Source organism: Gramella sp. MAR_2010_147 (assembly GCF_900105135.1).
GTDB lineage: Bacteria > Bacteroidota > Bacteroidia > Flavobacteriales > Flavobacteriaceae > Christiangramia.
The window spans coordinates 553,089-568,829 of the sequence record NZ_LT629741.1 but is presented as its reverse complement, the minus strand read 5'-3'; the positions used below and the strand labels follow the sequence as shown (position 1 = coordinate 568,829).

Sequence of the window (15,741 nt, the reverse complement as noted above, 5' to 3'; positions counted from 1 at the left end):
GAAACCATGAAAAAAGTTTATCTAATTATACTAATACTATTTGTTGCGGCTCCAGGTTTTTCGCAACAGCTCCCTCAGTTTACGCAGTACATGTACAATACAATCTCTATAAACCCGGCATATGCAGGTAGCAGGGATGGATTTTCTATCACAGCATTGAATAGAAATCAATGGGTTGGTGTAGATGGAGCTCCGGTCACTCAAACCTTATCTATTAACTCTCCTTTGAGAAATGATAAGATAGGTCTTGGGCTATCTGTAATAAACGATAAAATTGGAGATGAAAACACCACCTTTGTCTATGGAGATTTCTCTTATAGAGTAGATCTTAGTGCCGATTTAACCTTAAGACTTGGTTTAAAAGCCGGCGCATACTATTATGGCCTGGATGATCCTACTTTAGGAGATGATCCCTTCTTTTCTGATGAGTTTAATCGCTGGACTCCAAATTTTGGAGCCGGTGCTTACCTTTCATCTCAGAACTGGTATCTTGGATTTTCTGCCCCTAAGTTAATTAATAAGGATAATAACCGTCAGGAAGAGTTCAAGGCTCTGGAACAGGTTCATTATTACTTAACTTCGGGCTATGTGTTTGACCTGAGCGACAGTTTCAAGCTAAGACCTTCAACACTGGTTAAAGCTACAAAAGGGGCTCCGCTTTCAGTAGATCTAACAGCGACAGCCATTTTCAATGAAAAGTTCTTTTTAGGTGCCAACTATAGAATTGATGATGCGGTTGGAGCTTTTCTGGATATTCAATTATTCCCGGGTTTCAGAGCTGGGTATGCCTATGAGTATTCAATATCAGACATACAACCATACACCTCTGGATCGCATGAATTCCTGCTAATCTATGAGTTTAGATTTAAGAATACCAGGTACAAATCACCCCGTTTCTTTTAACTTAAAGCCTGTTCATTATGAAAAATTTTTACTATCTATTTTTAATACTTCTTTCCTGTTCGCTTAGCGTACAGGCACAGAGTGGAAAGCAAAAAAAGGCTGATAGACTTTACAAGGATTTTGCCTATTTAGAAGCAACCGACGTCTACAAGGAACTTATCGAGAATGAATACAATATCACCTATAATTCAACCAAATTAGGGGATTCTTATATGATGCTTAGAAGTCCGGAGAATGCGGTTCATTACTACGGCGATGTGATTGAAGATACCACCATCTCTCCTGAATATTATTATAAATATGCTCAGGCACTTCGGGGAGTTAAGCGATATGACGAATCTAAACAATGGCTTAGAAAATATCTGGAAAGTGGCAAAGGATCTGACCAGATCCAGACCATGCTTAATAAAGACGAATATAAAAGTAGAGCTACTTACAAAGTTCAGCCTTCAGAATTTAATTCAGAAGTGAGTGACTTTGGTGTTTTTGTGAAAGATGAACAGGTTTACTTTGTCTCTGCCAGAGCCAAGGATGAAGCTGTAAAAGAGAAAACTTATAGCTGGAATGGAGAACCATTTCTTGATATTTATGTGATGGACAAGTCCTCTGGAAATGTAAGTCCTATTGGTGGCGATGTAAATACAAAGCTACATGACGGTCCTGCCGTGATAAGTCCGGACGGGAGTACTATCTATTTTACCAGAAATAATTACCTGGACAATAAAGAAGGGAAAAGAGATAAAGAAAAAACCAATCACTTAAAATTATATTCAGCGAAAAGTGCCGGAAATGGATGGGCAGATGTTAAGGAACTGAGCTTTAATAGCAGCGATTATTCAGTAGGGCATCCTTCCCTTTCTCCAGATGGAAAAACACTTTATTTTACATCAGACATGCCAAATGGCAATGGAGGGACTGATATTTACAAAGTTTCTGTTGATGAAAACGGGAACTTTGGAACTCCTGAAAATTTAGGTGAACCTGTAAATACCGAATTTGACGAGACATTTCCATTTATGGATACAGACGGTACATTATATTTTTCCTCTAATGGACATGCTGGTTTAGGCCTGTTCGATATCTTCAGATTTGAAGATGGGGAAGTTGAGAACCTTGGGGAACCGGTGAACAGCAGCATGGATGATTTTGCATATTTCCAGGTATCAGATTCCAGAGAAGGATTTATCTCTACCAACCGTGGTGGAGGTAGTGATGATATCTATGTTTTCAATAAACTAAATCCCTTAATTGTTAAGGGGCAGGTAACTGACGCCGTAAATGGAAAGCCGATTTCAGCGGCAACGGTAAGGGTAATGAATAAGGAAAATGAACAGATCGCTTTTCTTGAAACGGATGAAGAAGGAAATTACCAGACTGAAGTTGCCAGGGATAAAATTTTCCCGCTCGAAGCCAAAGAAATAAAGTATAAAACCTTTAATGGAGAGTTGAGCACAATGAACACCGATGAAAAAGATGAAATGATCTATGACATTCAGTTAAATCCTATAGAAGATGTAGAATACCTTGCTGAAATTGATAATATCTATTTCGACTTTGATAAATCTGCCATAAGGCCAGATGCCGCAAAGGAGTTGGATAAGCTGGTAGACCTTATGCAAAATCAATATCCAGAGCTGGTCATTGAAATTGGTTCCCATACAGATCGCAGAGGAACCAATGCGTATAACGAGAAACTTGCTGAAAGAAGAGCTAAAGCTACCTACGATTATCTACTTTCTAAAGATATTTCAGAAGATAGAATAAGCACCTATAAAGGCTACGGAGAAACTAAGCCGGCTATAGATTGTGAACGCTGTTCTGAAAAAGATCATCAATTAAACAGAAGATCTATGTTTAGTGTAGTGAAAATGGATTAAAATTCTAACTAACCCAGGAAAGAGGCTATTAGAAAACAGAATAATTATTAAGATTAATTTAATCGACCCCAACAAATCGATTGAAAAGAAAAAGGTTCAGCCTCTAGCCTGAACCTTTTTCGATTTAGAACATGTCGTTCCTTCATAAGATATAAGAGAAATATCTCAAAAAAATTATCCATCCTACCTGATTAAAGTAAATTGTATTCTATCGAATAAAAACTCCAAAACCTTCTGAAAAACAGCAAAAAACAGGGGATTACCCCTATATATCCAATTCAATTCCTACAAATTTATCTGCTTTTTTGTAGGACAAGACATCAATTTTCAATCACCTGTGTTTAAAAAAACATGCCTTTTGTCGATTAATAAGGTGTTTTGCCTAATATTTTACAAAACAGCCATTTATAAGTATTTTTTGAAATAGTTTTACCTACATAACGTCCTTGTAGAGTCACCCCCACGCTTCTCTAGGTAATCCCCTCTTTTTTACCCGATGTTATTATCCCCATATTTTTAATGGAAGAAGTATGTTCTATCCCCAAAGGAATTGAACAATGTAAGCAGGAATCCCCACGGTCTTTTTGCTTACAGCAAAATCGAAATTAATTACCCCCGCAAGGGATTTTAAAAAATAAATGTTTAATAATAAACATTAGCATATGGTTGGAAAAATTACTTCGAAAATTGGAAATCACGCAAAGTTTGCCAGGTTTTCAGAAACTATTTTTATAACTGCACAAAAGAAATATTCAATTCTTATTGTGTTTTTAATGATTTTTTCTGTTTCCAATGCCCAGCTAATACCAGTATTAACTCCAGATGGAGGAGTAAATATTGATGGAAAGTTAACTGCTGGCCTTATTTCGGGAGATTGGGTTCCCAACTACAATACTATAACCAATTCTTATAATCCGGATCTCAATAATTATATTTTCAATACCGATGGTACCGCGGTAAATCCCGCTACTACTCGTTTATTCCGAGATTCATATAACGATAGATATGACAATATATTTCAAAGTACTAAAGTGCAGGAAAATCCTGCTATATGGAAAAGAACTACATCTGAGATCCAGAACAAAAGTGATATCCATAATGCTTTTTATCATATTGCCACAGACATTACTGGCCAGGACTGGTTATTTGTAGGTAGCGATAGACTTGGTACAACTGGTACTGGATATATAGATTTTGAGTTTTTCCAGAAACCTGTATATGAAGATCCCGATAATGCAAATAAATTTGTTACCGAAGGACTGGATGGTGGAAGAACAGTAAATGACATACTTTTATCTATATCATATGACAATGGTGGAAACAGTCCTACAGTAGATGTATACATCTGGTTACCTGACGGGTCTGGGGGGTTTAATTATGTAAAACAAGCAGTAAATAGCTTAGAGGCTTATGGTGCTACCAATGCTTCTGAAGTAAAAGTGCCTTTTGGTGCTTTTAGTACATTAAATTACCAGCCCTACCAGTTCGTGGAAGCAGCAATTAATATGACTGCAATTATGAGTAAGGTAGTTACGAACGGTCCATGTATAGGGGTGACAGTAGAATCTTTAATAGTAAAAACAAAATCTGCTTCTGAACTTACTGCTGATGCTAAGGATTATATAGGGCCAAAACCGGTGGACCTTGTATTTGGCGGAGCCAAAATTGAGTACAACCCCCTTGTAGTTTGTAATTATTATGATAAAGTATTACCCGACTTTTCTGGTGTCGAGGGAGGGATATTTTCAGCGAATTCCCCCGATTTAAAGATAAACGAAGAAACCGGAGAAATTAATGTTCAAAAAAGTACACCCGGTGATTATATTATTACTTATAGTTTTATCAGTTATGGTTGTCCTAAAACAGTAACCGCACCATTTACGGTCGTACCTGTACCGGCAGAAAAACCTACGATTACTAGTGTAACTCAACCATCTTGTGAATCTACAACTGGCCAACTTCGTGTTGAAAATCCAGACTCAGAACTTACCTATTTTATCAGAGATGAAGATGCCGCTAATCCTGAAGTAGCAGGTTCTAATGGTGAGTTCACCAATATTGAACCTGGGAAATACCACTTATACTCCAAGACTTCTTATGGTTGTGTTTCAGACACTGAATCATTTGAAATCAAAGCTTTTACCGATGGGGAAGATCCTGCATTCAATACTATTTCAGATAATATTAAGAAAGAAAATGATCCAAAAAATTGCGCTGCTTTAATTGAAGTTATAGATGTAGAGTTTAGTGATAACTGTCCAGGCACTACCCTATCCTGGACCTTGGTCAATGATGCAGATAAAGTATTAATTGCACAGGGCACTGGGCAATTTGGAACCTACAATTTTCCAGTAGGAAAAAGTGTTTTAGAATATACCCTTACAGATAAAGCAGGAAACACCAAAACAGATAAATTAAATATTGAAGTTGTAGATACTGAAATCCCTGTGATTTCATCTGAAAACATAGAGCAAAATGCTGAGCCCGATAGTTGCCAGGCTATTATAAATATGCCGTCAGTTGCTGCAACAGACAACTGTGAAATAAAAGAATTGAAAGGTACCAGGGATGATGGACAAGCTCTTTCTGCACCCTATCCAGTAGGTACAACCACAATCACCTGGGAAGCAGAAGATATACATGGAAATAAGGCTGATCCAGTAGACCAAATTATCGAAGTAATTGCCACAAAACCGGAAGATATTGTTACCAATAAAACGATTTGTTCAGGAGAGACCTTTACATGGAACGGGGTTGATTACACCACAAATCAAACGGGTACTAGAGTCGCGGGTGCTAATGAATGTACTGCTGATCAGGTATTGAACCTTACGGTAACTCCGAAACCTGAAACGGTAACCACTACAGAGACTATCTGTTCCGGGGAATCGTATACATGGGCAGCTAATAATGAAACTTATACAACAGATCAAAACATCACCATCTCCAATGACGGGTGTACTGCTGATCAGGTATTGAATCTTACGGTAACTTCAAAACCGGAAACGGTAACCACTACAGAGACTATCTGTTCCGGGGAATCGTATACATGGGCAGCTAATAATGAGACTTATACAACAGATCAAAATATCACCATCTCCAATGATGGGTGTACTGCTGATCAGGTATTGAATCTTACGGTAACTTCAAAACCGGAAACGGTAACCACTACAGAAACTATCTGTTCCGGGGAATCGTATACATGGGCAGCTAATAATGAGACTTATACAACAGATCAAAATATCACCATCTCCAATGATGGGTGTACTGCTGATCAGGTATTGAATCTTACGGTAACTCCGAAACCGGAAACGGTAACCACTACAGAAACTATCTGTTCCGGGGAATCGTATACATGGGCAGCTAATAATGAGACTTATACAACAGATCAAAATATCACCATCCCCAATGATGGGTGTACTGCTGATCAGGTATTGAATCTTACGGTAACTTCAAAACCGGAAACGGTAACCACTACAGAAACTATCTGTTCCGGGGAATCATATACATGGGCAGCTAATAATGAGACTTATACAACAGATCAAAATATCACCATCTCCAATGATGGGTGTACTGCTGATCAGGTATTGAATCTTACGGTAACTCCGAAACCGGAAACGGTAACCACTACAGAAACTATCTGTTCCGGGGAATCGTATACATGGGCAGCTAATAATGAAACTTATACTTCGGATCAAAACATCACCATTAACAATGATGGGTGTACTGCTGATCAGGTATTGAATCTTACGGTAACTCCGAAACCGGAAACGGTAACCACTACAGAAACTATCTGTTCCGGGGAATCGTATACATGGGCAGCTAATAATGAGACTTATACAACAGATCAAAATATCACCATCTCCAATGATGGGTGTACTGCTGATCAGGTATTGAATCTTACGGTAACTCCGAAACCGGAAACGGTAACCACTACAGAAACTATCTGTTCCGGGGAATCGTATACATGGGCAGCTAATAATGAGACTTATACAACAGATCAAAATATCACCATCTCCAATGATGGGTGTACTGCTGATCAGGTATTGAATCTTACGGTAACTTCAAAACCGGAAACGGTAACCACTACAGAAACTATCTGTTCCGGGGAATCGTATACATGGGCAGCTAATAATGAGACTTATACAACAGATCAAAATATCACCATCTCCAATGATGGGTGTACTGCTGATCAGGTATTGAATCTTACGGTAACTTCAAAACCGGAAACGGTAACCACTACAGAAACTATCTGTTCCGGGGAATCGTATACATGGGCAGCTAATAATGAAACTTATACTTCGGATCAAAACATCACCATTAACAATGATGGGTGTACTGCTGATCAGGTATTGAATCTTACGGTAACTCCGAAACCGGAAACGGTAACCACTACAGAAACTATCTGTTCCGGGGAATCGTATACATGGGCAGCTAATAATGAAACTTATACTTCGGATCAAAACATCACCATTAACAATGATGGGTGTACTGCTGATCAGGTGTTGAACCTTACGGTAACTCCGAAACCGGAAACGGTAACCACTACAGAGACTATCTGTTCCGGGGAATCATATACCTGGAGTGCCAATGGAGAGACTTATACTTCGGATCAAAACATCACCATTAACAATGATGGGTGTACTGCTGATCAGGTATTGAACCTTACGGTAACTCCGAAACCGGAAACGGTAACCACTACAGAGACTATCTGTTCCGGGGAATCGTATACCTGGAGTGCCAATGGAGAGACTTATACTTCGGATCAAAACATCACCATTAACAATGATGGGTGTACTGCTGATCAGGTATTGAACCTTACGGTAACTTCAAAACCGGAAACGGTAACCACTACAGAGACTATCTGTTCCGGGGAATCATATACCTGGAGTGCCAATGGAGAGACTTATACTTCGGATCAAAACATCACCATTAACAATGATGGGTGTACTGCTGATCAGGTATTGAACCTTACGGTAACTTCAAAACCGGAAACGGTAACCACTACAGAAACTATCTGTTCTGGGGAATCATATACCTGGAGTGCCAATGGAGAGACTTATACTTCGGATCAAAACATCACCATTAACAATGATGGGTGTACTGCTGATCAGGTATTGAACCTTACGGTAACTTCAAAACCGGAAACGGTAACCACTACAGAGACTATCTGTTCCGGGGAATCGTATACATGGGCAGCTAATAATGAGACTTATACAACAGATCAAAATATCACCATCTCCAATGATGGGTGTACTGCTGATCAGGTATTGAATCTTACGGTAACTTCAAAACCGGAAACGGTAACCACTACAGAAACTATCTGTTCCGGGGAATCGTATACATGGGCAGCTAATAATGAAACTTATACTTCGGATCAAAACATCACCATTAACAATGATGGGTGTACTGCTGATCAGGTATTGAATCTTACGGTAACTCCGAAACCGGAAACGGTAACCACTACAGAAACTATCTGTTCCGGGGAATCGTATACATGGGCAGCTAATAATGAAACTTATACTTCGGATCAAAACATCACCATTAACAATGATGGGTGTACTGCTGATCAGGTATTGAATCTTACGGTAACTCCGAAACCGGAAACGGTAACCACTACAGAGACTATCTGTTCCGGGGAATCATATACCTGGAGTGCCAATGGAGAGACTTATACTTCGGATCAAAACATCACCATTAACAATGATGGGTGTACTGCTGATCAGGTATTGAACCTTACGGTAACTCCGAAACCGGAAACGGTAACCACTACAGAGACTATCTGTTCCGGGGAATCATATACATGGAGTGCCAATGGAGAGACTTATACTTCGGATCAAAACATCACCATTAACAATGATGGGTGTACTGCTGATCAGGTGTTGAACCTTACGGTAACTTCAAAACCTGAAACGGTAACCACTACAGAGACTATCTGTTCCGGGGAATCATATACCTGGAGTGCCAATGGAGAGACTTATACTTCGGATCAAAACATCACCATTAACAATGATGGGTGTACTGCTGATCAGGTATTGAACCTTACGGTAACTCCGAAACCGGAAACGGTAACCACTACAGAGACTATCTGTTCCGGGGAATCATATACCTGGAGTGCCAATGGAGAGACTTATACTTCGGATCAAAACATCACCATTAACAATGATGGGTGTACTGCTGATCAGGTGTTGAACCTTACGGTAACTTCAAAACCTGAAACGGTAACCACTACAGAGACTATCTGTTCCGGGGAATCATATACCTGGAGTGCCAATGGAGAGACTTATACTTCGGATCAAAACATCACCATTAACAATGATGGGTGTACTGCTGATCAGGTATTGAACCTTACGGTAACTCCGAAACCGGAAACGGTAACCACTACAGAGACTATCTGTTCCGGGGAATCATATACCTGGAGTGCCAATGGAGAGACTTATACTTCGGATCAAAACATCACCATTAACAATGATGGGTGTACTGCTGATCAGGTATTGAACCTTACGGTAACTCCGAAACCGGAAACGGTAACCACTACAGAAACTATCTGTTCTGGGGAATCATATACCTGGAGTGCCAATGGAGAGACTTATACTTCGGATCAAAACATCACCATTAACAATGATGGGTGTACTGCTGATCAGGTATTGAACCTTACGGTAACTTCAAAACCGGAAACGGTAACCACTACAGAGACTATCTGTTCCGGGGAATCATATACCTGGAGTGCCAATGGAGAGACTTATACTTCGGATCAAAACATCACCATTAACAATGATGGGTGTACTGCTGATCAGGTATTGAACCTTACGGTAACTTCAAAACCGGAAACGGTAACCACTACAGAAACTATCTGTTCTGGGGAATCATATACCTGGAGTGCCAATGGAGAGACTTATACTTCGGATCAAAACATCACCATTAACAATGATGGGTGTACTGCTGATCAGGTATTGAACCTTACGGTAACTTCAAAACCGGAAACGGTAACCACTACAGAGACTATCTGTTCCGGGGAATCGTATACATGGGCAGCTAATAATGAGACTTATACAACAGATCAAAATATCACCATCTCCAATGATGGGTGTACTGCTGATCAGGTATTGAATCTTACGGTAACTTCAAAACCGGAAACGGTAACCACTACAGAAACTATCTGTTCCGGGGAATCGTATACATGGGCAGCTAATAATGAAACTTATACTTCGGATCAAAACATCACCATTAACAATGATGGGTGTACTGCTGATCAGGTATTGAATCTTACGGTAACTCCGAAACCGGAAACGGTAACCACTACAGAAACTATCTGTTCCGGGGAATCGTATACATGGGCAGCTAATAATGAAACTTATACTTCGGATCAAAACATCACCATTAACAATGATGGGTGTACTGCTGATCAGGTATTGAATCTTACGGTAACTCCGAAACCGGAAACGGTAACCACTACAGAGACTATCTGTTCCGGGGAATCATATACCTGGAGTGCCAATGGAGAGACTTATACTTCGGATCAAAACATCACCATTAACAATGATGGGTGTACTGCTGATCAGGTATTGAACCTTACGGTAACTCCGAAACCGGAAACGGTAACCACTACAGAGACTATCTGTTCCGGGGAATCGTATACATGGAGTGCCAATGGAGAGACTTATACTTCGGATCAAAACATCACCATTAACAATGATGGGTGTACTGCTGATCAGGTATTGAACCTTACGGTAACTCCAAAACCAGAAGATATTATCACAAATGCAACCATCTATTCCAATGAAACCTATACATGGTTAGCTAATGGAGAGACTTATTCAACTAATCAATCAGGACTTAAATTAGTTAATGATGGATGTACAGCAGATGAAATCTTAAACCTTACCGTAAAATATATTCCAGTAGCTAACAATGATTTAACCAGTACTACTGAAGACAATCCTGTAACTATAACTGTTTTGGGTAATGATACTGATCTTGATGGTGATGAGCTAACTGTGGTTAGTGTAACTCAACCTAAAAATGGTTCGGTTGTGATCAACCAGGATGGAACGGTAACTTATACTCCAGATCCAAATTTTGTAGGGGAAGATGAATTCACTTATACTATTGAAGACGAAGACGGATTAAATGATACTGCAACGGTAACCGTAACTGTGAATCCTGTAAACGATGCGCCGATAGCTAATGATGATTCGGCTGAGACAGACGAAGATACCGAAGTAGTGATCGCTGTGCTTGACAATGATACTGATCTTGATGGTGATGAGCTAACTGTGGTTAGTGTAACTCAACCTGAAAATGGTTCGGTTGTGATCAACCAGGATGGAACGGTAACTTATACTCCAGATCCAAATTTTGTAGGGGAAGATGAATTCACTTATACTATTGAAGACGAAGACGGTTTAACCGATACTGCAACGGTAACGGTAACTGTGAATCCTGTAAACGATGCGCCGATAGCTAATGATGATTCGGCTGAGACAGACGAAGATACCGAAGTAGTGATCGCTGTGCTTGACAATGATACTGATCTTGATGGTGATGAGCTAACTGTGGTTAGTGTAACTCAACCTGAAAATGGTTCGGTTGTGATCAACCAGGATGGAACGGTAACTTATACTCCAGATCCAAATTTTGTAGGGGAAGATGAATTCACTTATACCATTGAAGACGAAGACGGATTAAATGATACTGCAACGGTAACCGTAACTGTGAATCCTGTAAACGATGCGCCGATAGCTAATGATGATTCGGCTGAAACGAATGAAGATACCGAAGTAGTGATCGCTGTGCTTGATAATGATACTGATCTTGATGGTGATGAGCTAACTGTGGTTAGTGTAACTCAACCTGAAAATGGTTCGGTTGTGATCAACCAGGATGGAACGGTAACTTATACTCCAGATCCAAATTTTGTAGGGGAAGATGAATTCACTTATACCATTGAAGACGAAGACGGTTTAAATGATACTGCAACGGTAAAAGTAACTGTGAATTCTGTAAACGATGCTCCGGTAGCTAATGATGATTCTGCTGAGACGGACGAAGATACCGAAGTAGTGATCGCTGTGCTTGACAATGATACTGATGTGGATGGTGATGAGCTAACTGTGGTTAGTGTAACTCAACCTGAAAATGGTTCGGTTGTGATTAACCAGGATGGAACGGTAACTTATACTCCAGATCCAGATTTTGTAGGGGAAGATGAATTCACTTATACCATTGAAGACGAAGATGGTTTAACCGATGCTGCAACGGTAAAAGTAACTGTGAATCCTGTAAACGATGCTCCGGTAGCCAATGACGATTCGGCTGAAACGAAAGAAGATACCGAAGTAGTGATCGCTGTGCTTGACAATGATACTGATGTGGATGGTGATGAGCTAACTGTGGTTAGTGTAACTCAACCTGAAAATGGTTCGGTTGTGATTAACCAGGATGGAACGGTAACTTATACTCCAGATCCAGATTTTGTAGGGGAAGATGAATTCACTTATACTATTGAAGACGAAGATGGTTTAACCGATACTGCAACGGTAAAAGTAACTGTGAATCCTGTAAACGATGCTCCGGTAGCCAATGACGATTCGGCTGAAACGAAAGAAGATACCGAAGTAGTGATCGCTGTGCTTGACAATGATACTGATGTGGATGGTGATGAGCTAACTGTGGTTAGTGTAACTCAACCTGAAAATGGTTCGGTTGTGATTAACCAGGATGGAACGGTAACTTATACTCCAGATCCAGATTTTGTAGGGGAAGATGAATTCACTTATACTATTGAAGACGAAGATGGTTTAACCGATACTGCAACGGTAAAAGTAACTGTGAATCCTGTAAACGATGCGCCGATAGCTAATGATGATTCTGCTGAGACGGACGAAGATACCGAAGTAGTGATCGCTGTGCTTGACAATGATACTGATGTGGATGGTGATGAGCTAACTGTGGTTAGTGTAACTCAACCTGAAAATGGTTCGGTTGTGATTAACCAGGATGGAACGGTAACTTATACTCCAGATCCAGATTTTGTAGGGGAAGATGAATTCACTTATACTATTGAAGACGAAGATGGTTTAACCGATACTGCAACGGTAAAAGTAACTGTGAATCCTGTAAACGATGCGCCGATAGCTAATGATGATTCTGCTGAGACGGACGAAGATACCGAAGTAGTGATCGCTGTGCTTGACAATGATACTGATGTGGATGGTGATGAGCTAACTGTGGTTAGTGTAACTCAACCTGAAAATGGTTCGGTTGTGATTAACCAGGATGGAACGGTAACTTATACTCCAGATCCAGATTTTGTAGGGGAAGATGAATTCACTTATACTATTGAAGACGAAGATGGTTTAACCGATACTGCAACGGTAACCGTAACTGTGAATCCTGTAAACGATGCGCCGATAGCTAATGACGATTCTGCTGAAACAGATCAGGATGTACCGGTTGAGATCACAGTACTTGAAAATGATTCAGACGTTGACGGTGACGACCTAAAGGTAATAAGCGTAACTGACCCGGAAAATGGTTCAGTTATGATCAATGAAGACGGAACTGTAACTTATAGTCCGGATGATAGTTTTACTGGTGAAGATTCGTTTGAGTATACAATTTCTGATAGTAATGGAGGAACTGATACTGCTATAGTAACTGTAAATGTAAATGATACTGAAGGCCCTGAGATCTCTTGTCCAAATAACATGAATCTGAACAACGATCCTGGTGTATGTGGAGCTATTGTAGCATTCACTATCCCGGAATTTACTGACAACTCTGGCTCTGCGACCATAGAACAAACAGCTGGACCAGCTCCTGGAGAGCTATTCCCGGTTGGAATTACAACGATAACTTTTGTGGCGACAGATGGCTCTGGAAATTCTACGATCTGTAGCTTCGACGTTATAGTGATAGATAATGAAGCTCCGGTTCTTGAAGAGATAGCTGATATCACTATGGATAATGATGATGGAGTTTGTGGTGCTATAGTTAATTTCGAAAGTGTAAAAAGTACAGATAATTGTGAAATTGGAACAATAGCAATTACTGAAGGTCTTGAATCTGGTTCAGAATTTCCAATTGGAACTACCACGGTAACTTATACTGTCGCTGATATTAATGGTAATATTTCTACTGAAAGCTTTACAGTAACTGTAAACGATAATGAGGCTCCAGTAATTAGTTGTCCGGTTAGTAAGATCGTGAGCACTGAAACTGGAGAGTCTTACGCCATTGTAAACTTTGATAATGCAACGGCCACCGATAATTGTGAAGTAAGTGTGGAACAAACTGGCGGACCGGTTTCCGGATCACAGTTCCCAATTGGGACTACAACGGTAACATTTACTGCAACTGATGCCTCTGGAAATAGTACGGAATGTAGTTTTACAGTAACTGTAGAAGATAACGAAGATCCAAGCCTTGACTGTCCATCAGATATTGATGAAGGAGTAGATGGTGGAGTATGTGGTGCTATAGTTGAATTTGAAACTCCTGCTGGTTTTGATAATTCTGGTGATGTAACCGTAACTCAAACAAGTGGCCCTGCTTCAGGGGAACAATTTCCTGTTGGAGCATCTACTGTAGAGTTCACTGCAACAGATGCCGCCGGTAACTCTGCTACCTGTAGCTTTACCGTTACAATTGCAGATGATGAAGCTCCGCAGATAAGTGACATGGATGATATCACGGTGAATAATGACTCTGGTGTTTGTGGTGCTGTTGTAAACTTTGAAGATGCTACAGCTACCGATAATTGCGCAGTGGAAAGTATTGTGATGACTGAAGGCCTTATTTCAGGATCTGAATTTCCGGTTGGAGAAACTATTGTTACTTATACCGCTACAGATACTGCAGGTTTAACTGCAACAACTAGCTTTACCGTTACAGTAGTAGATAATGAAGCTCCTTCCATAGAATGTCCGGAAAGTTTTACAGTGAATGTTGAATTCGGAACAACTTCAACAATTGTTACTTATGATGCCTTAACGATCACAGATAATTGTGGAGAAACTACCACAACCATGACCAGCGGAATCGCTTCAGGTGAAGAGTTCCCTGTTGGAGAAACAGTGATCTCTTATACAGTGACTGATTCTAATGGAAATGAAGCAACCTGTCAATTCACCGTAACGGTTGAAGAAGACCCTGCTCCTGCTCCTCCGGCTGCTCCGTCGGTGAATGTTGCTCAGGCTACTTGTAGCGAACCAACGGGAACTATTACTGTAGATACACAGGAAGGCCTTTCTTATAGTATTGATGGAGAGAACTACCAGACTGAAGGGGTGTTTACTAACCTTACACCTGGCACCTACGATGTAGTTGCTCAGGATGAATTTGGTCAGTTATCAGATCTTACTACGGTAGTTATCGAAGAGCCTGTTGCTCAGGAAATAACTACAGTTCAAGGGGAAAGCATTTGTGATGACCAGGGAGAATATGACCTATTCGACCTTCTAACCGGTGATTATGATGAAAGCGGAACCTGGATAGATACAGATAACTCTGGTGCTTTAAACGGTAATATATTAGATCCGTCAGTGCCTGCACCTGGCTTCTACACCTTTAAATATGAAATTGAAGGAAACTGTCCTTCGATTACCACAGTAACTTTAGAAATAGATGATTGTATCGTATTACAATGTAGCGTGCAGGATGTTAGAGATAGTATTTCTAAAGCGGTAACTCCAAACGGAGACAATAAGAATGACTTTTTTACCGTAGATCTTGATACTGGCTGTGGATTCACTTACGATGTTAAGATATTCAACAGATGGGGAGCTAAAGTCTTTGATGCTCAGAATTATCAGAACAACTGGGATGGTTATTCAGATTCATCTTTCACAAGCTCAAATCAATTACCTTCTGGAACATACTTCTATGTTCTGGAGATCAGAGAAGGAAACTTCGAGCCAATTCAAGGTTATATTTACTTAGGAACTAAATAAAAAAGGGA

General features: G+C 40.1%; 3 protein-coding genes. All 3 read left to right on the top strand.

Going from position 1 to position 15,741, the window contains the following annotated elements:
* Nucleotides 1-6: 6 nt before the first annotated feature.
* A complete protein-coding gene (locus tag BLT95_RS02470) occupies nucleotides 7-903 on the top strand; it encodes a type IX secretion system membrane protein PorP/SprF (protein WP_089664481.1) in 897 nt (298 codons plus the stop codon).
* A gap of 17 nt (nucleotides 904-920) precedes the next feature.
* Nucleotides 921-2,780 carry an OmpA family protein gene (locus tag BLT95_RS02465; RefSeq protein ID WP_089664480.1) on the top strand — a complete coding sequence of 620 codons (1,860 nt, stop codon included), beginning with the start codon at nucleotides 921-923 and terminating at the stop codon, nucleotides 2,778-2,780.
* Between the two features lie 662 nt (nucleotides 2,781-3,442).
* Nucleotides 3,443-15,733 (top strand): tandem-95 repeat protein, encoded by a 12,291-nt coding sequence (locus BLT95_RS02460; RefSeq protein WP_089664482.1) that lies wholly within the window; start codon nucleotides 3,443-3,445, stop codon nucleotides 15,731-15,733.
* The last annotated feature ends 8 nt before the right edge of the window (nucleotides 15,734-15,741 follow it).